This is a genomic window from Bacillus sp. MYb78, from assembly GCF_002975115.1.
GTDB lineage: Bacteria > Bacillota > Bacilli > Bacillales > Bacillaceae_G > Bacillus_A > Bacillus_A cereus.
The window spans coordinates 98,440-121,226 of the sequence record NZ_PCOB01000013.1; the positions used below are offsets into that span (position 1 = coordinate 98,440).

Below are 22,787 nucleotides of genomic sequence, written 5' to 3' on the forward strand. Positions count from 1 at the left end.
TTCATTTTATATTTATTTATTTTTCTTAATAAGCTCTAATTCAATCGGAATAGATTTGTCCACTTTTTTACCTTGTGTTATCTCTTTTGCTGTTTGCATCGCCTTCTCTCCGATTAATTCCGGTTTTTGAGCGACTGTTGCAGCCATACGCCCATCATTAACCGCTTTCACAGCATCTTCTGTTGCATCAAATCCAACAACTACTACATCTGTTTTTCCAGCAGACTTCAATGCTTCAAGTGCACCTAATGCCATCTCGTCGTTATGCGCAAACACGGCTTTAATATCACCATTTGCTTGCAAAATGTTTTCCATAACAGATAATCCTTTCGCTCTATCAAAATCAGCCGCTTGTTTGGCAACTACTTTTAAAGACTTATCAGCTTCGTTATGGAATCCTTTCCCACGTTCACGAGCAGCAGACGATCCAGGGATTCCTTCTAACTCAGCAACGTTTGCTCCTTCGCCGACTAATTCACGAATGTAATCACTAGCCATTTGACCACCTTCGATATTATTAGATGCAATGTGAGAAACAACCTTACCTGAATTCGCAACGCGGTCTACTGTAATAACAGGAACATTTGCTGCATTTGCCGCACTTACCGCTGAAGCAACAGCATCTGAATCGGTCGGATTAATAACAACTACATCGACACCCTTTTGAATTAAATCTTCAACATCGTTCGTTTGCTTCGCTGCATCATTTTGCGCATCAACAGCAATCAATTCGATGCCGCTATCTTTCGCTTTCTTTTCTGCACCCTTTTTCAAAGTTACAAAGAAGGGATTATTTAAAGTTGAAACAGAGAATCCAACTTTAATAGTTTTATTTCGACCTTTATCGCTAGAATCCTTTGCCCATTCTGGTGGTTCCATTGAACAACCAGCAGTAATGACCATAATACATGCAACGAGTATAAGTAACCATTTCTTCATGAACTGTCCCTCCATTATGCTTCTTTTCGGCGATCAATTAATACAGCTAGTAAGATTACAAGTCCTTTTACAACTTGTTGGAAGAAAGAAGATACACCTAATAAATTTAAACCGTTATTTAGTACACCGATAATTAGTACACCGATGAATGTACCAACAATCCATCCTCTTCCCCCAGAAAGACTTGTTCCACCTAATACAACTGCTGCAATTGCATCTAATTCGTAAGAAGTACCTGCAGTCGGCTGTGCAGAATCTAGTCGTGATGTTAAGACAATACCTGCAAGCGCTGCCAAAATTCCGGAAAGACCGTAAATCATTACTTTAATTCTCGTAACATTAATACCTGATAGTGCTGCTGCTTCTTCATTTCCACCAATTGCAAATGTACGACGGCCAAATGTCGTTTTCTTCAAAATGAAGTACAGTACTGCGAAAGCGATCATCATTGTAACAGCTGGTACCGGAATACCAAGAAAATAACCGCGGCCAAACATTTGGAACATTAAATGATCACCAAGACCAGTGATCGGACGTCCGTCCATATAAACAAGCGTCAACCCACGAAAAATAGTCATTGTTGCTAAAGTTGCAATAAATGGAGCTACTTTTCCTTTCGCAATGATGATACCGTTTACAATTCCCATTACAAGACCTGCTAATAGTCCAACTGCCATTGCAAGGAACGGATCCATGCCACTTGCCATCATTCCAGCAACAAGTGCACTTGATAATGCTAAAATAGAACCTACCGATAAGTCAATACCCCCTGTTAAAATTACGAAGGTCATTCCGAATGCAATAAGCGCATTAATCGATACTTGACGCAGTATATTAAATAAATTTGGAATTTCAATGAACGCTGGATTTAAAACTGTAATTACGACGATAATTAATACTAAACCGATTAAAGAACCGAGTTGTTGTAATACATTCCCCTTCTTAGCCATCCTTACTCTCCCCCTGTAGCTAGTGCCATAATAGACTCTTGTAATGCCTCATCTTTCCCTAAAATGCCGCCGACTTTTCCTTCATGAATAACAAGAACTCGATCACTCATCCCTAAAACTTCCGGAAGCTCAGATGATACCATAATAACGGCATCGCCTTGCTCTGTAAGCTTATTCATGATAGAGTAAATTTCTTTTTTCGCTCCAACATCTACACCTCTTGTTGGCTCATCTAAAATGAGTAATTGCGGATGAATGCCTAGCCATTTTGCGATTACAATCTTTTGCTGATTTCCACCAGAAAGAGATTTCACTGCCTGCTCCCCGCTAGATGCTTTCACATTAAGAAGCTTCATCATATCTTCTGTAAACTGCTGTTCTAGCTCGTTGCTTAGAACACTTCCCTTTGAAAGACTTTCTAAATTCGGTAAAGCTAAATTTTCTCGAATTGAAAAATCTAACACTAATCCTTCAGACTTTCTATCTTCTGTAATGAAAGCAATTCTTTGTCTAATTGCATCTATCGGACTATCAATCTTTACTTCTTGTCCATTTATAAAAATTTGTCCAGAATCTAAAGGTTCATAACCAAATATCGCTTTCATAATATCAGTGCGACCAGCCCCCATCAAACCAGCTACACCAAGGATTTCACCTTTCCTCACTTGAAACGAAACATTTTCAAATTTCCCTTTCTTCGTTCCGTTACGCATTTCAAAAATGACATCACCAATTTGACTATTTCGCTCTGGGTAACGTTCACCAATGCTGCGCCCCACCATCATACTCACTACTTCATCAAATGATGTTTCTGGAATTAATCTCTTTCCGACGTATTCTCCATCACGCAAAATCGTAATGGCATCACATATTGAGAAAATCTCTTCCATACGATGCGAAATGTACACGAATGAAACACCTTCTTTACGTAACTTATTGATTACTGTAAAGAGCGTTTCGATTTCACGATCCGTCAGTGCCGCAGTAGGTTCATCCATAATAATAACGCTCGCGTTTGTCATTAACGCTTTCGCAATTTCGATAATTTGCTGTTGTCCAACCGATAGTTCCTCTGCTAACATAGCACCTCTTACATGCAATCCTAGCTCTGCTAGTTGCTGCTGCGCAATCGCGTTCATTTGTCGAGTGCGTAAAATACCTGTTTTCCCATACATTAACTCTTTACCGAGAAACATATTTTCAGCTACTGTTAAATTCGGCAATATGTTTAGTTCTTGATGTATAAATGCGATGCCGTACTCTTCAGCTTCTTTCGCATTTTTAAACGTACGTTCTTGCCCATCAATCGTGATTGTTCCACCATCTTTTTTGTATACACCTGTTAAAATCTTCATGAGCGTTGATTTACCCGCTCCATTTTCCCCCATCAATGCATGAACTTCTCCTGTTTCAATCATAAACTGTGCATTCTTCAAAACAGGATTGCCATTGAACGCCTTTGAAATGTTTTTCATTTCAATATGCATTCCCATCACTTCCCTTTATTAAAAAATCACGCCTGCATGTAAAATTACATTTGCATAAGGCGTAGCCTCGCCTGTACGAATAATCGCCTTCGCTTTCTTTGTATGCTCTTTAAATTGTTCATGAGATACATACTCAAATGCTGGCTCTATTAATTTTTGCTCGATCTCTTTATTTACTTCCGCATTATTTATAATGACTTCTTCTGCTAACGTCACTTTTTCGATTGCCATATCATCAGCTACAACTTGTAACACCTCTAAAAAACTCGGTTTTCCAATCTCAACAGCTAAATCAATTCGTTTTACTCCATCCGGAATCGGTAACCCGCAATCAGCAATTACAACCGTGTCTGTATGCCCAAGTGAAGCAAGGACTGCCGCGATTTCACTGTTTAATACACCATGCTTTTTCATCCAACAATCACCTGCACTTCACGTACTCGATTTCTCGTTGGCATACCGCCCTGTGCCCCAAGTTTCGTTACAGAAAGACCACCGGCAATATTCGCGAAACGAATTGCTTTTTGAAGTGTCTCTCCTTCAGAAAGTGCAACTGCTAACGCACCATTAAATGTATCACCAGCTCCAGTTGTATCCACTACATCAACAGCAATGCTAGGAACATGTACAATCTCCGTTCCATTATGGAAACGAACACCGTTAGAACCTTCTGTCATCAATAATTTATTTGGATACTTCGCCAATAAATCTTCAATTGGTGATGTAAAATCATCTAATACAATGCGGCACTCATGTTCATTTGGCGTAATATAAGTTGCCTTTTCTAAAATATCTTCTGATAACACTTGTGCTGGCGCTGGATTTAACATAACTGGAATATTATGCTCCTCACAAATAGCCAATACATATTTTACTGTTTCAAGTGGAATTTCTAGTTGCAGAACAACCATATCTGCTTTTATAAGAAGGTCTTTTGAGCGATCTACAACTGACTTATTTACAAGAGCATTTGCTCCTTGTACGACAACAATACTGTTATCTTCTTCTGCTAAAACGATATGAGCAATTCCTGTCGTTCCATCTGTAACCGGTACCACATAGTCGATAAAAATACGTTCGTTCTCTAAATTTTTTCTAACTACCGTTCCGTAATCATCATTTCCTACCGCTCCAACCATTGCTACATTTGCTCCTAATCTAGCTGCAGCAACCGCTTGGTTCGCCCCTTTCCCTCCAGGGATTGTATGAAACGCTTCACCAATTACTGTTTCTCCTGCTTTCGGCCGTTTTTTTGAAACAGCCACTAAGTCCATTGAAATGCTACCTACTACTGCAATATTTGGCATCTGTTTCATCTCCTTACTTCGTTGTATTTCGTTCAATAATTTTAATCGGTAGACGATAGTGTTTCTCTTCTAATGCATTTCCTTCCATTTGCTCTAACAACAACTCTGTTGCAATTTTTCCCATCTCATATATCGGTTGTGCAACTGTTGTAATAGATGGATACATCATTTCTGTTAAAGAAATTCCATCAAATCCGATAATTTGTAAATCATCTGGAATGGCAATCCCCTTTTGAAGTGCAGCCTTTACAATACCAATCGCAATTAAATCATTCCCAGCAACAATACCATCAATATGCGGGTATCCTTCTAATAATTCCATCGCTACACGCTCACTATTTGCTGGATCAAACGTACTCTCCGCAATCATATACGAAAGATTATTTTGCGTAATAACGTCTACAAAACCTTCAAAACGTTCATTTGCAGTACTCACATCACGTGGACCGCGAATATGTGCAATATGTTTACATCCTTTATCTAGTAACAACTTTGTCGCAGCCTGACTTCCTGCATAGTTATCTGCATATACAGTAGGAATACGCTCATTAAACATACGGTCAATCGCAACAACCGGAACAGATAAATTCATGTAATTAACACTATTTTGTGGATTCGTTGCTACAATAAATCCATCTACATTATTTTGTCTAAGTACATCAATGTATTGTTTCTCTTTTTCTAAACTTTCATCAGAGTTACAAAGAACAACTGTGTAACCTTGTTTATGTGCTACATCTTCTACGGCACGTGCAACTTCTGGAAAGAACGGATTCACGATATTTGGAACAACTAAGCCAATTAAACGAGACTTTTTATTATACAGTGAACGCGCTACTGTACTAGGCTTATAATCTAACATCTCAATTGCACGCTCTACCTTTTTTAATGTATCTTCGTGAACATATCCATTTTTATTTAGAACTCTGGAAACGGTCGCAACAGATACTCCCGCTAATTTCGCAACGTCTTTAATCGTACTCATTCTCTTTTCTCCTCACTTCATGTAACCGTTTACAGAAAATAATATAACGTATTTCTAAAAATACGTCAATCATTTCTCACTAAAAAGCTTTTAAGGTTATACTCAAAAAAGCACCGCCATAAGGCGATGCTTCTTCATTACGAGTATGATACAGTTTTTTCTTTTTCTTCTACAGCAGGCTCTTCAGCATCTTTTTTACGATCTGATAGTTTAATTTTTTGTAAGAAAATCGTAAAGATGGCACCTACTACGATAAATACTAATCCTGTTAAGAATACAGTATGAAGCGAGTCTACTAAAGAGTTTTTCAAAATAGGTACAATGCTGTTAGCAAACGCTTCTGGCATTTGTTTTAATGCCTCTGGGCTAAATAGCATCGAATATAAACCTTGTGGATCTGTGTGAATCATATCTTTAAATTTCGTTACCATTTGTCCCGCTTCTTTCGGGAATGTATCTAATACAGGTACTAATTTATTTGTTAACGTTGTACCTGAAGTGTTATTCATAATTGATCCTAAAATTGTAATACCAAATGTTCCACCAATTTGACGGAAGAACTGACTTGATGACGTTACGACACCAAGGTCTTTTTTCGGGAAGCTTTCTTGTAACGCTAATGTTAATGTCGGCATTACAAGACCCATTCCTAAACCGATAACCATCATATAAGAAGTAGCTGTAAGCTTCGTTGTGTGCATATCCATCGTTGTTAATAACCAGAAACCACCGGCCATAATAAGCATACCTGCGATAATTTGTGGTTTTACACCAACTTTTAATACAAGTTGCCCACCGATAATACTCATTACAATCATTGTAATCATCATTGGAGTCATAATTGTTCCTGATTCAGCAGCACTTACTCCTACAATACCTTGCATGAAGAATGGTACGAACATAATCGCGCCGAACATTCCAATACTCATAAAGAATCCAATCGCATTCAGTATTGTAAATGTGCGATTTTTAAAGAAATGCATTGGTAAAATCGGCTCTTCAGCTTTCGTTTCAACAATAACAAAGCTAACGATACCAATTACAGCTAGTGCGAATAAACCGATAATTTGCCAAGAATCCCATGCATAATCTTTTCCACCAAACGTTAGCGCAAGCAATAAACTTACAACACCTAGAATCATCGTAAAGATTCCAGCGATATCAATTTTAATTGGTCCTGTTTGTTTATGTGATTTTAATCCCATTGCAATAAAGATTGTTGCTAAAATACCAACCGGTAAGTTAATGTAGAATACCCATCTCCAGTTCACTGCATCTACAATCCAACCACCAACTTGCGGTCCAATTACAGAAGCAAGACCGTATAACGCACCAAAAATACCTTGCCATTTCGCACGTTCTTTTCCCGTGAACATATCTCCAATAATAATCATAGCCATTGGCATCATAATACCGCCACCAAGACCTTGAATACCACGGAAAATAATTAATTCTGTCATACCATTCGCCATACCACATAACGCCGAACCAATCATGAAAATAACTAGCCCTGTTATATATACGTTACGACGACCAAGTAAATCCGCTAATTTACCTGCAATTGGTACAACTGTCGTTGATGTTAACATATAAGCTGTCGTTAACCATGTCATTAAACTTAATCCGCCTAGGTCACCGACGATACGTGGCATTGCTGTACCAACAATTGTTCCATCTAATGCAGCAAATAGCATCGCGATTACTAAACCGATTAACAACAACTTTCTATTTTGATTTTCTTGTTGCTCCATGTAATCTCCTCAATTCCTCTTAGTTATTCTCTTTTTTCTCTTGTGTCCCGCAAATAATGGTTTCTAACTTCTCAAAGAGACGTAATAAATCTTCTCTTTCTTGCAACTCTAAATGTGAAAAGTATTTTGCAATATGCTCGTTGCGAGCTGTCATTGCCTCTTCTACTCTAGCTTTCCCCTTTTTCGTTAACTCGATGATGACAACACGACGGTCATCTTTGTCGTGATAGCGTTCTACAAGTTCTTGATCGATTAGACGATCAATCATCACTGTAATCGCGCTAGGCTTCACATACATCTTTTTTGCTAATGTTGTCGCTCTTGAAGCCCCATAATGATCTAAAATCTTTAAAATATAAAACTGCGGTGGTGTAAGTCCTGTTGCTTGCATTTGTTCTAATAACTCCGTCTGCATTTTCTTTCCAATCGAAAAGGCAAGAGCTTGAATTTTATCGATATGCGTCATATCATTTGGCATGTTATCCACCTCTTATTTAAACAATAAAATATTTAACGTATTTAAATATTAATCCCGCGAACAAAATCCGTCAATACTTTTATTTATAAAAACGTTTACATTTTTGTCACAAAGTTGTATAATTTTCGACGAAGTTAATATTGACAGTCACGGAGAAACGGAGTACACGGCTATGAATCATAAAAAAGGAAACTTTTTTATATTTCATGGCCTTTTTATGTTCTCTGTCTTAAAACGCTTCGAATTAATTAGGGGAGGATTTTCATTTTATGTTTTTCACACAATTATTTAAACCTGCGCCCCACGCGGAACGCTTACCAGCTGATCGCGTTGATAGCGAATACCGTAAATTACGTTTACAAGTATTCTTAGGTATCTTCATCGGTTATGCAGGTTACTACTTTGTTCGAAAAAACTTTTCACTAGCAATGCCATACTTAATCGAGCAAGGCTTTAGTAAAGGGGAACTTGGGGTTATCCTTTCAGCAGTATCTATCGCTTACGGATTAAGTAAATTCTTGATGGGTATCGTATCCGATCGTTGTAATCCTCGCTACTTTTTAGCAGCTGGGCTATTTTTATCAGGTATCATTAATATTATTTTCGGCTCATTTTCTTTCATTACAACGAGCATTATACTTATGTTTGTACTTCAGTTTTTAAATGGATGGGTACAAGGTATGGGCTGGCCTCCTTGTGGCCGTACGATGGTTCACTGGTTCTCTATTAGCGAACGTGGTACAAAAATGTCTATTTGGAACGTCGCTCATAATGTCGGCGGCGCGCTTATGCCTTCTCTTGTAACATTAGGCTTATACTTCTTCGCAGATGACTGGAAAAGTATTTTTTACTTCCCAGGTATTCTTTCAATTTTAGTTGGTATTTATGTATTAATTACAATGAAAGATACGCCTCAATCTTGTGGACTACCTTCTATTGAAGAGCATACTGGAGAATATCCACCAGATGAGAAAATAAAAGATCGCGAACGCGAACTTTCGGCAAAAGAAATTTTATTTAAATACGTACTAAACAATAAGTTTTTATGGTACATCGCTATTGCGAACGTTTTCGTATATTTCGTACGTTACGGCGTTGTAGACTGGGCTCCTACTTATTTAGTAGAAGAAAAAAGCTTTACTCATAGTAGCTCACGTACTGCTTACGCTCTATATGAATGGGCTGGTATTCCAGGTACACTTCTTTGCGGATGGATGAGTGATAAACTATTTAAAGGACGTCGTGCACCTGCTGGTATTTTATTTATGGTTGGTGTATTTATCGCAGTTCTTGTTTACTGGTTAAACCCTCCTGGTAATCCAATGGTTGATAGTATCGCACTTGTCGCAATTGGATTTTTAATTTACGGACCGGTTATGTTAATTGGTCTACACGCTCTAGACTTAGCACCAAAGAAAGCTGCTGGAACTGCAGCAGGCTTAACTGGATTCTTCGGTTACTTAGGCGGAGCTGCTTTCGCTAGTGCCGCTATGGGCTTTATCGTAGATGCATTCGGATGGGATGGCGGATTCATCTTATTACTTGCATCTTGCATACTTGCAATGTTCTTCCTTGCCCTTACTTTAAATACAGGGTCAACAAAACAAAAGCAAGCTTAAGTACAAATATTATACTTATCAAAAAAAGAGAGACCATTCTTTCCAGAATGCCTCTCTTTTTTCTACATATAAATCTTTTTTCTTACAAAAGATTTATTTTCCTCTCATATATATGTTAGCGTTTCCAAATCACTTAAATACCTAATACAACTGCATTCCACTTTTATATAAAAAGATTTTTGAATATTTTTTCAACTTACCCTTGTCAAACATTGTCAATTTATATTAAAATAACAACATACAAAATATTTAGTCTTTTCAGAAAAGATGGAGGGATAGCCATGAAGAATTCACTTCTTCGTATTGAAAACTTGCAAACTTCCTTTCGTATACAAGATCAGTATCATGCAGCAGTTGATAATGTATCCTTAACTGTTCATGAAAATGAAATTGTTGCTATCGTTGGTGAGTCAGGATGCGGAAAAAGTGCACTTGCCCTTTCCATTATGCGACTGCATAATGAAGCAAATACAAAATTACAAGGGCAGCTTTACTATAGAGATAAGGACTTACTAAGCATGTCAACCGCCGAAATAAATAAAGTACGCGGTTCAAATATCGGAATGATTTTCCAAGAACCTCTTACAGCACTCGATCCTCTTATGACAGTTGGAAAACAAATCGAAGAAAACTTAGACTACCACACAAGCCTTTCAAAAGTTGAAAAGAAAGAACGCACCTTAGAACTACTTCATCAAGTTGGTATTCCAAAACCAGAACTTACATATAAACAATACCCACACGAATTATCTGGCGGAATGAGACAAAGAATTGTTATCGCAATTGCAATTGCTTGTAAGCCAGGGCTCATTATTGCAGATGAGCCAACAACTGCACTTGACGTAACCATTCAAGCGCAAATTTTAGATTTATTACGTTCCATTCAAGAACAAACGAAAATGGGCATCATCTTAATTACACACGATTTAAGCGTCGTGGCCGAAACCGCTGATCGTATCGTCGTTATGTATGCAGGACAAGTTGTAGAAACAGGAACAGTCGAAGAGATTTTTAATAACCCTCTTCATCCATATACTCGTTCCTTATTAAATTCAATCCCGTCTGCATCTGCTGAAAAAGAAAAATTACATGTTATTCAAGGCGTTGTACCGACATTAGCTAAGTTACCTCGCACAGGTTGTCGATTCCAAGCACGGATTCCATGGATTAGACCTGATCAACATGAAGAAAATCCCGTTTTACATGAAGTAAAACAAGACCATTGGGTACGTTGCACTTGCTACAAACATTTCAACTTCCAACATAAGAAAGGAGATGACGTAACTCATGGCACTGCTTAAAGTAGAAGATTTAAAAGTACACTTTCCAATTAAAGGTGGTGTTTTCGGCCGTACATTAGATTACGTTCGTGCTGTTGATGGCGTAAGCTTCGAACTACAACCTGGCGAAACATACGGAATCGTTGGGGAATCTGGGAGCGGCAAATCAACAACTGGAAAAGCAATTATGCACTTAACAAAAGCGACAGGCGGTAGCATTCATTTTAATAATAGAGATTTAACAAAATTAAGTCGCTCAGAACTAAGAGAACAACGAAAAGATATTCAGATGATTTTTCAAGATCCTTATTCATCCTTAAACCCGAAGAAACGTGTTATGGATATTATCGCTGAACCACTTCGAAATTTTGAGAAACTCTCACCTGATGAAGAGCGTAGAGCTGTTCAAGATTATCTTGATAAAGTTGGATTAAATCCTGAGTCTATGTATAAATACCCACATGAATTTTCCGGTGGACAAAGACAGCGGATTGGTATTGCACGCGCACTTACACTAAAACCGAAGCTTATTATCGCAGATGAACCTGTATCCGCGCTTGACGTGTCGGTACAAGCTCAAGTTTTAAACTTCTTGCAAGATTTACAATCTGAACTCGGACTAACATACCTATTTATTAGTCATGATTTAGGTGTAGTTCGCCATATGTGTGACCGTATCGGTGTTATGTATCGCGGACGCATTGTGGAAGAAGCAACTAGTGCTGAAATTTATAATAATCCACAGCACATCTATACGAAGCGCCTAATATCAGCTATTCCTGATATTCGTCCAGAAAACCGCGAGCAACAACGTAAATTGCGTCGTGAGGTAAGCGTTGAGTATGAGAAATCATACGAAAGTTATTTCAATGAAAATGGTCGTGCTTACGATTTAAAACCAATCTCGCCAACACACCGGGTGGCATTACCTTAAGGGAGTGATAAAACATGTGGAAATTTATATTACGCCGGGTTTTAGTTATGATACCGCAATTATTCATATTAAGCGTACTCGTCTTTACACTGGCTAAGGCAATGCCAGGTGATGCATTAAGTGGCGCTGAACTAGCAAACCCAAAAGCCGATCCAAAAGTGCTCGAAGAACAACGTGAAAAACTAGGTTTAAACGATCCTATTCCCACTCAATATGTAAGGTGGATTTCAAATGCTGTACAAGGGGATTTCGGTATTTCTTACGCACATAAAATAAAAGTAACAGATATTATCGGGGAACGTCTTGGCAATACCATACTGTTAGCTCTTCTTATTCTTATTCTTACTTACTTAATTGCTATTCCACTTGGAGTTATAAGTGGACGTTGGAATGATACGTGGGCTGATCGACTCATTACGCTCTATAACTTTTTAGGATTCGGTACACCACTATTTATTTTCGGGTTAGTAATGTTATTCTTATTCGGCTTTTTATATCCAATTTTCCCTACGAGTGGTAGCGTTGATCCACAAGTTGCAACAGGATCATTTGATTACTATTTAAGTAAATTCAATCATATGATTTTACCAGCTTTATCTGGGGCATTAATTGGAACTGTAGGAACTGTACAATATTTACGAAGTGAAATTATCGATACGAAACATAAAGATTTTGTACGCACAGTAAAAGCAAAAGGTGTACCAGAATCTAAAGTATATTCCAGACATATTTTAAGAAATTCATTTTTACCAATTGCAGCATTTTTAGGATATGAAATTACAGGTTTAGTTGGAGGCTCTATTATTCTAGAAAATATTTTCGGCTATCCAGGAATTGGACAACTATTTTTCCAATCTATCACTCAACGTGATTTCAGTGTCGTAACTGCTCTTGTATTATTTACTGGATTCGCAACGCTACTCGGGACTCTTCTTTCCGATATTATTCTAAGCATCGTTGATCCACGTATTCGTATTGATTAATGGAGGTGAAGAAACGTTATGTTAGCAAATCCTGAAAAACAAACTGAAGTCATTCATTACGAAAAGAGCCCCTCTGGTTTCTCCATTATGTGGCGAGAATTTCGTAAAGATAAACTAGCAATGTTTTCTCTATTCTTTTTAGCTTTAATATTAATAGCCGTTTACGCAACTTCATTTATTATGAAGCAAGAAGATATCGTCCGAGTCGATTTATTCGCTATTTATGACCCTCCTTCTGCTGAACATTGGTTAGGAACTGATTATGGAGGCCGTGATATTTTCGGACAATTAATTATTGGTACACGTAACTCCTTTACGGTTGGTTTAGCCATCACTCTTTTAGCAACCCTTATCGGTCTTACGACGGGACTAATTGCTGGCTATTTTGGAGGAGTTGTCGATAACATCATTATGCGTTTTATCGACTTTATGATGATTTTACCATTCTTAATGATTGTTATCGTGTTTATCTCACTCGTTCCAACTTTCAATATTACGACATTTATTCTCATAATGACCGCTTTCTTATGGGTCGGAAAAGCAAGGCTTATACGCTCTAAAGTATTGACTGAGAAAGAACTTGATTACGTATCTGCATCAAAAACATTAGGAACACCAAATTGGAAAATAATCTTCCAGCAAATATTACCTAATTTAAGTTCTATTATTATCGTAAATATCACATTAAATCTTGCTGGTAACATCGGAATTGAATCTAGTTTAACTTACTTAGGCTTCGGTCTACCAGAGAGCACACCAAGTCTTGGTACACTTGTAAGTTACGCAACTAACCCAGATGTATTACAAGAAAAGTGGTGGATTTGGTTACCCGCATCAATCATGATTTTAGTGTTGATGCTGTGTATAAATTTTATTGGTCAAGCGTTAAAGCGTGCGGCTGATGCGAGACAAAGAAAAGGATAAGGGGTGGAGAAGTTATGAACAAACCAAAACTGTACAAAGTATTAAGTACACTTGCTGCTTCAACATTATTACTATCTGCATGTGGGGGTGCTGATAGCGGTAGTAAAAAGGCAAACACAAAAAAAGTAGAAACAAATAAATTTAGTGCTGCTGTAAAAAATGACGGTAAAGAAATTAAAGACGGATCATTAACTTATGGACTCGTTTCAAATTCACCTTTCGCTGGTGTTTTAAGTAGGGTATTGTATGAAGTTGCTCCAGATTCAGAGATTATGGATTTCTTTGATGAACAATTATTAGCTACAGATAAAAACTGGGAAATTACAAATGACGGTGCTGCAACTTATACAATTTCTGAAGATAAAAAAACAATTACAATTAAAATTAAAGATAATGTAAAATGGCACGATGGTAATCCTGTAACAGCTGAGGATTTAGAATATTCTTACTTAATAATCGGTAATAGCAAATATACAGGTATCCGTTACGATACACAAATGCAAATGATTGAAGGTATGGAAGAATATCACAATGGAAAAGCTGACAAAATTTCTGGTATTAAAGTAGTCGATCCAAAAACAATTTCCATTACTTATAAAGAAGTAAACCCTTCACTAAAAACTGGTATTTGGACATATCCTACACCTAAAAAATATTTAGGTGATGTACCAATTGAAAAACTAGCTGAATCAGATAAAATCCGTCAAAATCCAATTGGATTCGGTCCATTTAAAGTGAAGAAAATCGTTCCTGGTGAATCAGTTGAGTATGAGCGTTTTGATGATTACTGGGGCGGCAAACCTAAGCTAAAAAATGTAACATTAAAAGTTGTAAATCCATCTATTGTTAGTGCATCTCTGAAAAAAGGTGATATTGATATTGCAGCAATTACTGCTGATCAATATCCGAACGTAAGTAAATTAAAAAACACACAACTAATTGGTAAAACTGACCTTGCTTACACTTATATCGGATTTAAGTTCGGACATATGGACAAAGCAAAGAATGAAGCTGTAATGGATAACGATAAGTTCAAAGACGTTCGTTTACGTCAAGCGATGGCACATGCAATTGATAGAGAAAAATTAGGAGAGAAAGTATATCACGGACTTCGCGTTCCAGCTAACTCTCCAATTCCACCATCTATGCCAAAGTACCATAATAATGATGTTGGTGCGTATAATTTCGATGTAAATAAAGCGAAAAAACTATTAGATGAAGCTGGGTATAAAGATAAAAATGGTGATGGATTCCGTGAAGATCCAAAAGGTAATGAATTGAAGATTAACTTCTTAACTAGTAGTGGTAGTGAAACAAGTGAACCGCTGGCTAAATTCTACATTCAATCTTGGAAAGATATCGGCTTAAAAGTAGAACTTGTTGATGGACGCTTACACGAATTTAATGCTATGCGTGATATGATTAAAAAAGATGATCCGAAGGTTGATATTTTTGCCGGTGCTTGGAACACTGGCTCTGACCCTGACCTTTCTGGCCTATGGGGCAAAAATGCCGGATTCAACTATCAACGCTGGGTAAATGATGAAAATACGAAGTTATTAGAAGCAGGATTATCAGAAAAAGCTACTGATGAAAAATATCGTAAAGAAGTATACGATAAATGGCAAAAATTAATTCATGACGAAGCACCGATGATTCCAATTCATTACACATTTGATTTAACAGGTGTTAATAAGCGCGTAAAAAATTATGATGTCAACACTGAAGTGAATCAAATAACTTCACATTGGAAAGACGTTACTGTAACAAGTGAGAAGCCAGAAGTAGAAAAATAAACATAAAAATAGCTCTTAGCATTTACATACATGCTAAGAGCTATTTTTTATTTTCATTGCTTTTCCTACTAATGATAACAACCAATTCCTTCCCTACTCTAATATTAAAAGATTTGATGAAATACCTTTATTAAAACAGCTAACGTAACAGATCCAGCAAATCCCCCTAAACAAATTAAGCTTACCCCTTGACTATATGACAAATTTTGAAATGATTTCATTGCTTCCATCCTCCCTATCTCCCCTTTGATACTTTTATTTTACCAATGGGAAAAATTTCATAACATCGATTTCTCTAACAACTAACTTACAAATTTGTAAGTTAACATCTTTTCAACTTATATATCTAGTATTTCCACAAATGAGAGTTATTTATACATAAAAAAGACCTCAGCTATACTAAGGTCTTTAGTTACATTTTATTTTATAATCATCACCGGACATTTCACTCGTTTTGCTATTTTATGACTTACACTACCAAGTACCATTTCTTGCAGTGTATTTAATCCTCTACTTCCCGCTATAACAAGATCTATATCTCCTGTATTTACATATTGAACAATTGTATCTCCAGGATCACCATGTAATATCGTAATTGTATAAGATATGTTCTCTTTCTTTAATAAAACTTCAATCTCTTTTAATTTATCTTTTCGACTAGCCGATATTGTTTCTAAATCTGTTTGACCTTGTATAATATCTGATTTTGCCGTTCTATTATCTACTACGTACACAACTTCAACATTTGTTTCTTCGCTACATTTCGCAATATATGTTGCATGTTCCGCTGCTCGAAGTGCATGTTCAGAACCGTCACATGCTAATATAATTTGTTTGTACATATGCTGAATCCCCTTTTCGTTATCCTACTCGTATTATATAATAAAGCCCCCTAAAAAGGAGGCTTTTAACTAGCAATTCTTTTATTATAAGTAGCTAAATTTGCAACAAGTTTTGAGCTACGTTCATTTAATCCTGTTATACTTACTTTCACACCACTTTGCTCATACTTTATGATAACTTTATCAATTGATGCCACCGCTGAATCATCCCATACGTGCGCATGAGTAAAATTCATTTCAATTTCTTTTACATCTTCATTAAATGAAAAATTATTTATGAAATCGGCTGTGGATGCAAAGAAAAGTTGACCGTGAATTTCGTATATTTTCTTATTTTCAATATATAAATGTTTCACGTGAATCTTTGCCATATTGAATGCAAATAACACCGCACTAATTACTGTTCCGATAATTACACCTACTGCTAAGTTATGTGTAATTAGGACAATCACAACTGTTACGATCATAACAAATGCGTTTCCTTTTGGTACTTTATGAATCGTTGTTACAGAGTTCCAATCAAACGTTCCGATTGAAACCATAATCATAACCGCAACTAAAGCTGCCATCGGAATATGAACGACATAATCTCCTAAAACGAATAGTAATACGATTAAAAATCCGCCCGCTACAAATGTTGATAGGCGACCTCGTCCACCTGATTTAATATTAATAACAGATTGACCGATCATTGCACATCCTGCCATTCCTCCGAAGAAACCAGCGACGATGTTTGCGATCCCTTGTCCGCGTGCCTCTTTATGCTTATTACTTTCTGTATGCGTCATATCATCTAAAACTGAAGCTGTTAATAAAGACTCTAGTAAACCAATAATTGCAAGCATAACTGCATAAGGTAAAATAATCCCTAATGTTTCTAATGTAAATGGCACATCAGGAATACTAAAGAACGGTAATTCTTTCGGTAGGCTTCCCATATCCCCTACTGTTTTCAACTGTAATCCGCTCATAAGTGCAATACTCGTCACAATAATAATTGAAATAAGCGTAGAAGGTACAACCGTTGTAATACGTGGAAATAAATATATAATTGCAAGTCCTAATACAACGAGTGCATACATTTGCCAAGTTGCATTTTTAAAATGCGGTAATTGCGCTGTAAAAACTAAAATTCCAAGTGAATTTAAAAAACCACTCATAACAGATTTCGGAACAAACTTCATAAATGAGCTCAGTTTGAACACGCCAAAAATAATTTGGACAATACCTGTTAATATTGTTGTAGCAAATAAATATTGCAAACCATGATCTTTAACGAGCGTTACCATTAATAATGCCATTGCACCTGTTGCAGCTGAAATCATCCCAGTTCTTCCGCCAACAAATGAAATGGTAACTGCAATACAAAAGGCTGCATATAGTCCAACTGTCGGATCCACGCCTGCAATAACAGAGAAAGCTATCGCTTCAGGGATTAACGCTAAAGCAACGACAATTCCTGATAACACGTCCCCTCTCACATTAGAAAACCAATCATTTTTTATCGTTTGAAACAAAATACCACTCCTCTACTCCTTTATAATTTGATTTTCTCCATAAGAAAATCTAGCCGACTGCACGAAAGCTATTATATAACGAGTAGAAGATTTTTTACTATGTAAAAGTTTCCTAAAAAGATGTTACCTTCGTAGCTTCTTTTTTAGGAAACTTTAAATATACTATCACCTATTGTTGATTTAACGTACAATGATTTCGGATTCTACAGTATGTCAAATGAAGAGAACTTTGTTTGGATGGATGAAAAATGCACATGTAATTTAGTTCATTTAATTGAATAATCCAAGGATCAAGATATTAGCTACCAAGGGAATTCATTTAAAGTTCTATAGATATTTCCACTTCATATATGAGGTTTAGTTTGGATAGTTTAGGATTAGAGGAGTTTATGCTAATTTAATGAAAATAGTAAGAGCACTCTTTCGAGTGCTCATTTTATGCAGATACAGTTGCTTTATCCTTACGGAATATACCCATTAACCCACCGATTAATAATAATACGCCTGGTAATAAGTAAATTATAGAAATACAAATAAATCCACCGATAGCAGCCACAGTCATCATAATACCGCCAACCTTCGCTTTACTTCTTACCATAACAGATCCAACAATTCCTAAGATTGATAGAGCCACAGCTCCCCAACCTAAACCAATAACAGTATTTGCTCCATCAGCTTCAAAAGCAGCTCCCATACCGCCGATCAATAAAGCAACAAATGCACAAATAATACCAAAAATACCTCCAATAAGACCTAATACAAATTCAGCTGTTCTTTTCATTTCAATCTCTCCTTATTTAGCAACTTCAAATTCAAATTTCACTGATTTCTCGTCAAATGTAAATGTAGGTTTAAATGTACCAACAAACTTATCGCCTTCTGGTACATCAAATAACATTTTGTTTGTAATTTGGTTACCTGGCGCAATATTTTCGTTTATAAACGTATTGTCCCCACCAAAGTACTCTTTGAATTGGTTGCCGTTAGTATCAGCAATTTTCAACTCAGAAGTTCCAAAATATATATCTTTTTTGCCATTATTTTTAGCGTTAAAAGCGATTTCTAGTACTTTCCCTTTTTCAGCTTTTATGTATTCGTTAGGCTCAACGAATTTAGCTGAACTGAAAGTAAGCTGTAGACCATTAACTTCTACCGTATCTCCAATTTTATAAATCTTGCTTTCAGCTTTTTCCTTTTTATCTTTCTTTTCAGCCTGTTTAGGAGCATCGTTTTTACTCACTTCTTTAACTTCAGTTTCACCACAAGCAGCTAAACTAAAAGCAAGTGCACCTGTTAAAGCAATAGTACCCAATTTTTTATACATTCTTTTTCCTCCGATTATGTAAAATGTAAGATTTCCGAAACTATCATAACAGAAACAGTTACAACTTTTTTGTCATATTTTGTCGAGAAAAATAAAAAAAGACGCTATATCAGTAGCGTCTTTTCTCATTTCATTAATGTCCACCGTGTCCTTGACCACTTTCCTGAACAATTTCTAACCTCTCATCTAGTATTCCTTGTGTTTCAAATGAAATATCACTCGTACTTCCTAATAAGAAGCCATGATTATATGGTCCAAGTGTTGGATCATCTTTAAACTTCGGCTGAATAGTAGCAAGGAAGTCATACACTGGTTGTGAAGCTTTCCCTTCTTCTAACAAGACAACAGGTGCGTGTTTACCCATATGTGAAAAAGGTGCCCCAGCAACTGCTAAATCTGGTGTTTTGCTTGAAACAAATGATAAACCGTGACCAGGTTTTGTGAATCCCCAGCCAAATTTTGTTTTTTCATCTTTAAACTTCGCAAATGCGATAGAATTTTCTGTTGGAGTCTCACCGCTAATACGCGTTACTTTCCCGTATTTGCTTAACTCTTTTTCTACTTCTTTTGAAACGATTTTTTCTGGTCCTAGTACATATATATTTGCTTTATCTTTTCTCATCTTTAATGCCTCTATTGTCGCTTCTGGCACTTTATTCTTTTCTGTATAGAGTAGTGGTTCCGGCATATGAGAAATCCAGTTTACAGCGGGGGTTGTATATAAACGTCCTTCTTCTGCAGACGAACCGATAATAACACTATTTGGGTAGCTTCCTGTTATATCGGCATACTCCTTATCAACATCTTTAGCAAATATAGCTGGGTTCGTTTCTTTTATTTGTTTTATTTTATAACCTTTTAATTGTTCAAGCGCGCTAGTACCTACATCCCCCATCACCATAATTTGTGTTCCATCTTTCGTTCCGATTGGATTTAATCGTTTTATTTCTTTTAACGTCATTTCTGGTATTTTTTCTTTTTCTATAAATAAAATCGGTCCGTTATTCGGATGATGAATAAGGTCTGCACTCGCAATACCTAATTGCCACTCGCTCACTGGTACTAAAATAACAGCACCTGGCTGGTTCTCTTTATGGGTTGCTGGCCATATCGTTTGCGAAGTTAACACTGCCATTTGCAGGGGATCATTTGTATTTAACCTCGTCACATTTTTTAAACTTGTCGTTAATAAATCATTCGATGCCCCTTCGTTCATTTCTTTTGGCGCCGTTACCTCCTGATTCATTTTCATTTCCTTTTGCTCTGTTTTTTTCTCTTTTGTAGATTCATGGTTTTTATGGTCTGTATTCGTTTGTCCGCATGCAGCAAGACCAACTGCTGTAATTATTGTTATCCCAAAAATTCGGGTCATTTTTTTCACTATACCGCCTCCGTATTAATCATTTTTGAGCCAATATGATTACCTAAAATGTAATTTCAACTCCACAATAACAAGCAATTCTGAAGAAATTATGCAGACACATCATAATCTGCACCATTTCTTCATGATTTTGCATTACACTTTAAGTAACGATTATAAATATGGAGGGCTCTCTATGATTGATATACTGCTCGTAGACGATGAACCGAGAATGCTTGAATTATTAACTCTTTATCTTACTCCAATTGGATATAACTGCGTATGTGCGAATTCAGGAGAAGAAGCTATTTTACATATAGAAAATCAAAACTTTAAATTTGTTTTACTCGATATTATGATGCCAAAGATGGACGGATGGGAAACGTGCAAAAAAATCCGATCTTTTAGTAACATTCCTATCATTATGGTTACAGCTCGTGATCAAACAGTAGATGTCGTTCAAGGATTAAAACTCGGAGCCGATGATTACGTAACGAAACCTTTCCATGAAGAAGAACTTTTCGCAAGAATTGAAGCCGTTTTAAGACGTACAAATGAACATAAACAAATCCAATATCACGGTATTGTATGGGATGAAACAAAACACTTCGTTTCTGTCCATAATGAAGAGCTCCTTCTCACACCAATTGAATTTTCTTTACTCGGATTATTTTTACGCCATGTGAACTACGTATTAAACCGTGATCAGCTCATCGAACGAATTTGGGGGTTAAACACAAATACAGAAGATCGCACAGTCGATTCACATATTCGTAATTTACGTGATAAATTGCGAAAAGCACATTTCCCTATTGATCATCATTTAAAAACTGTTTACGGAGTCGGATATCGATGGGTTGATACTCTAGATTAAGGAGCAAAGCAATGAAGCGAATTTCTATTCAGCTCGGATTTTATTTTTTGATTGTTACACTTTTAATCGAAAGTGTTCTATTTGTCTCGCTTTATTATAGCCTTGTCAACAATAGAGTAAATGAAGAAATGACAGCTTTATTAAAGCGCGGAAATAGTCACAGAGATGTCCTTGAAAAGTATTTTGATAAGCAAACAATCTCCCATGTTGCACTAATGGAATCCGAAGCCGAAACTACTGTTGTTATTACAAATGCAAATAAGGAGGTACTAGCTAAATCCAATGAAATAAATACTACTATAAAAAAGCATATTGAAAAGATGCAAACACGGACAGATCATGACGGAGCAATTATAGAGAATCATTGGAAAACATCTAATTATATATGTACAGTTAGCCCCATTGTAGTGGCTGGAAAAACGGAAGGCTACGTATATATGTTTCTCGGGACGGAATCAATCGAGGAAATGGTTAACGGGCTAACAAGACAATTCATTATTGCCGGAGTCATTACGTTTCTACTAACAGCCATCACCATCTTTCTATTATCACGTTTATTAACAAAACCATTGTTACACATGAAACATGCCACTGAAAAAATGAGTAAAGGCGATTTGTCCGTTTCGTTAACGACTACTCGAAATGATGAAATTGGCGAACTAGCATCATCTATTCAAACGCTCGCAAATGATTTACATTATATGAAAACAGAGCGAAGTGAATTTCTAGCAAGTGTTGCTCACGAATTACGAACACCGTTAACATACGTAAGAGGTTATGCTGACATTGCTTTAAAAGAAAGCACCTCTCCTGAGCAACGTTTGCGATATTTATCGATTATAAAAGATGAATCTGATTACATTACAAACTTAGTTCAAGATTTATTTTCACTTGCACAAATGGAACAACATAACTTTTCTATTCAAGTAAAGGAAGTGCATTTACACACCTTCCTTACTCGTATAGCTGAAAAAGTAAACGCCATGTATAAAGAAAGATACATTAAAGTTTCTTTCTCTTGTTCTCCTACACTGCTAGTAAACTTAGATGAACAGCGATTTGAACAAGTTATAGTAAACATTTTAAATAACGCTTATAGACATTCAAAAGAACATTCTCATATAAACATTTCTATTACAGAAGAACATAAACGTATCTCCATTACAATTGAAGATGAAGGCGAAGGTATTCCACCTGAAGACCTCCCTCACATTTTCGACCGCTTTTACCGTGTCGATAAAGCAAGAACACGCGCTACAGGTGGAACTGGCTTAGGGCTCTCTATCGTGAAGGAGATCGTAGAACTACACGGCGGGACGATTACTGTCACGAGTGAAGTTGATCATGGATCTTGTTTTATAATTTCATTACCATCCATAAAGAAACACGACTATCATCAATAGTCGTGTTTCTTTATCCCGCATTAACGGGCAGTAA

Annotated in this window: 22 protein-coding genes; 8 read left to right on the forward strand and 14 right to left on the reverse strand. The window is 36.6% G+C overall.

Translation table 11 applies throughout. The features are described 5' to 3' along the window. Positions 1-12 precede the first annotated feature (12 nt). The 8 genes from rbsB to CQ064_RS22070 all read right to left on the reverse strand — a co-directional run bounded on the left by rbsB (position 13) and on the right by CQ064_RS22070 (position 7,897). On the reverse strand, positions 13-939 hold the full coding sequence (gene rbsB / locus CQ064_RS22035) for a ribose ABC transporter substrate-binding protein RbsB (RefSeq protein ID WP_000758973.1): 927 nt from the start codon (positions 937-939) through the stop codon (positions 13-15). 14 nt (positions 940-953) lie between these two features. Beyond that, positions 954-1,889: an ABC transporter permease subunit gene (locus CQ064_RS22040; RefSeq protein ID WP_001074649.1), complete on the reverse strand. Its 936-nt coding sequence runs from the start codon at positions 1,887-1,889 to the stop codon at positions 954-956. A 2-nt stretch (positions 1,890-1,891) separates the two neighbouring features. After that, on the reverse strand, positions 1,892-3,376 hold the full coding sequence (gene rbsA, locus CQ064_RS22045) for a ribose ABC transporter ATP-binding protein RbsA (RefSeq protein ID WP_000546782.1): 1,485 nt from the start codon (positions 3,374-3,376) through the stop codon (positions 1,892-1,894). Between the two features lie 18 nt (positions 3,377-3,394). Next, positions 3,395-3,790 carry a D-ribose pyranase gene (rbsD, locus tag CQ064_RS22050; protein ID WP_000716151.1) on the reverse strand — a complete coding sequence of 132 codons (396 nt, stop codon included), beginning with the start codon at positions 3,788-3,790 and terminating at the stop codon, positions 3,395-3,397. After that, positions 3,787-4,683: a ribokinase gene (gene rbsK, locus CQ064_RS22055; protein ID WP_001132859.1), complete on the reverse strand. Its 897-nt coding sequence runs from the start codon at positions 4,681-4,683 to the stop codon at positions 3,787-3,789. The genes rbsD and rbsK overlap by 4 nt, the downstream gene beginning before the upstream one ends. A 13-nt stretch (positions 4,684-4,696) precedes the next feature. Then, positions 4,697-5,668, reverse strand: a complete 972-nt coding sequence (gene rbsR / locus CQ064_RS22060; RefSeq protein WP_000104050.1) for a ribose operon transcriptional repressor RbsR — start codon at positions 5,666-5,668, stop codon at positions 4,697-4,699. 137 nt (positions 5,669-5,805) lie between these two features. Next, positions 5,806-7,419 (reverse strand): MDR family MFS transporter, encoded by a 1,614-nt coding sequence (locus CQ064_RS22065; RefSeq protein WP_000437647.1) that lies wholly within the window; start codon positions 7,417-7,419, stop codon positions 5,806-5,808. A gap of 19 nt (positions 7,420-7,438) precedes the next feature. After that, positions 7,439-7,897: a MarR family winged helix-turn-helix transcriptional regulator gene (locus tag CQ064_RS22070; protein WP_001132365.1), complete on the reverse strand. Its 459-nt coding sequence runs from the start codon at positions 7,895-7,897 to the stop codon at positions 7,439-7,441. Between the two features lie 269 nt (positions 7,898-8,166). Between CQ064_RS22070 and glpT the strand changes: the two genes are divergently transcribed. The 6 genes from glpT (at position 8,167) to opp4A (ending at position 15,433) form a co-directional block, all read left to right on the forward strand. Beyond that, positions 8,167-9,516 (forward strand): glycerol-3-phosphate transporter, encoded by a 1,350-nt coding sequence (gene glpT / locus CQ064_RS22075; RefSeq protein WP_000466382.1) that lies wholly within the window; start codon positions 8,167-8,169, stop codon positions 9,514-9,516. A 281-nt stretch (positions 9,517-9,797) separates the two neighbouring features. Then, positions 9,798-10,817 carry an ABC transporter ATP-binding protein gene (locus CQ064_RS22080; protein ID WP_000798236.1) on the forward strand — a complete coding sequence of 340 codons (1,020 nt, stop codon included), beginning with the start codon at positions 9,798-9,800 and terminating at the stop codon, positions 10,815-10,817. After that, positions 10,804-11,730, forward strand: coding sequence for an ABC transporter ATP-binding protein (locus CQ064_RS22085; RefSeq protein ID WP_001196381.1), 927 nt, complete (start codon positions 10,804-10,806; stop codon positions 11,728-11,730). The genes CQ064_RS22080 and CQ064_RS22085 overlap by 14 nt, the downstream gene beginning before the upstream one ends. Positions 11,731-11,744: 14 nt before the next feature. After that, positions 11,745-12,713 carry an oligopeptide ABC transporter permease gene (gene opp4B / locus CQ064_RS22090; RefSeq protein WP_000265452.1) on the forward strand — a complete coding sequence of 323 codons (969 nt, stop codon included), beginning with the start codon at positions 11,745-11,747 and terminating at the stop codon, positions 12,711-12,713. Positions 12,714-12,731: 18 nt separating this feature from the next. After that, positions 12,732-13,637 (forward strand): ABC transporter permease, encoded by a 906-nt coding sequence (locus tag CQ064_RS22095; RefSeq protein WP_000880730.1) that lies wholly within the window; start codon positions 12,732-12,734, stop codon positions 13,635-13,637. Between the two features lie 14 nt (positions 13,638-13,651). Further along, a complete protein-coding gene (opp4A, locus tag CQ064_RS22100; protein ID WP_001039729.1) occupies positions 13,652-15,433 on the forward strand; it encodes an oligopeptide ABC transporter substrate-binding protein in 1,782 nt (593 codons plus the stop codon). Positions 15,434-15,537: 104 nt separating this feature from the next. Here the strand turns inward: opp4A and CQ064_RS22105 are convergent, their stop codons facing one another. The 6 genes from CQ064_RS22105 to CQ064_RS22130 form a co-directional block, all read right to left on the reverse strand. Further along, the gene (locus CQ064_RS22105; protein ID WP_002094283.1) at positions 15,538-15,654 is read right to left on the reverse strand and encodes a DUF4027 family protein; all 117 of its coding nucleotides are present in this window, start codon (positions 15,652-15,654) and stop codon (positions 15,538-15,540) included. A 198-nt stretch (positions 15,655-15,852) separates the two neighbouring features. After that, positions 15,853-16,275: a universal stress protein gene (locus tag CQ064_RS22110; RefSeq protein ID WP_000278001.1), complete on the reverse strand. Its 423-nt coding sequence runs from the start codon at positions 16,273-16,275 to the stop codon at positions 15,853-15,855. 65 nt (positions 16,276-16,340) lie between these two features. Next, complete coding sequence (locus CQ064_RS22115) at positions 16,341-17,792, reverse strand: SulP family inorganic anion transporter (protein WP_000487919.1); 1,452 nt, start codon at positions 17,790-17,792, stop codon at positions 16,341-16,343. A gap of 436 nt (positions 17,793-18,228) precedes the next feature. Continuing rightward, a complete protein-coding gene (locus tag CQ064_RS22120) occupies positions 18,229-18,573 on the reverse strand; it encodes a DUF4064 domain-containing protein (RefSeq protein WP_000831286.1) in 345 nt (114 codons plus the stop codon). A 12-nt stretch (positions 18,574-18,585) separates the two neighbouring features. Then, positions 18,586-19,116: a DUF4352 domain-containing protein gene (locus tag CQ064_RS22125; protein ID WP_000277054.1), complete on the reverse strand. Its 531-nt coding sequence runs from the start codon at positions 19,114-19,116 to the stop codon at positions 18,586-18,588. A gap of 133 nt (positions 19,117-19,249) precedes the next feature. Next, complete coding sequence (locus tag CQ064_RS22130) at positions 19,250-20,497, reverse strand: hypothetical protein (protein WP_000738870.1); 1,248 nt, start codon at positions 20,495-20,497, stop codon at positions 19,250-19,252. A 175-nt stretch (positions 20,498-20,672) separates the two neighbouring features. Here CQ064_RS22130 and CQ064_RS22135 point away from each other — a divergent pair, with 175 nt between their 5' ends. Continuing rightward, entirely contained in the window at positions 20,673-21,350 is a 678-nt protein-coding gene (locus CQ064_RS22135) for a response regulator transcription factor (protein WP_000565468.1), read from the forward strand. Between the two features lie 11 nt (positions 21,351-21,361). After that, positions 21,362-22,753 carry a sensor histidine kinase gene (locus CQ064_RS22140; protein ID WP_000822580.1) on the forward strand — a complete coding sequence of 464 codons (1,392 nt, stop codon included), beginning with the start codon at positions 21,362-21,364 and terminating at the stop codon, positions 22,751-22,753. Positions 22,754-22,787: the final 34 nt, after the last annotated feature.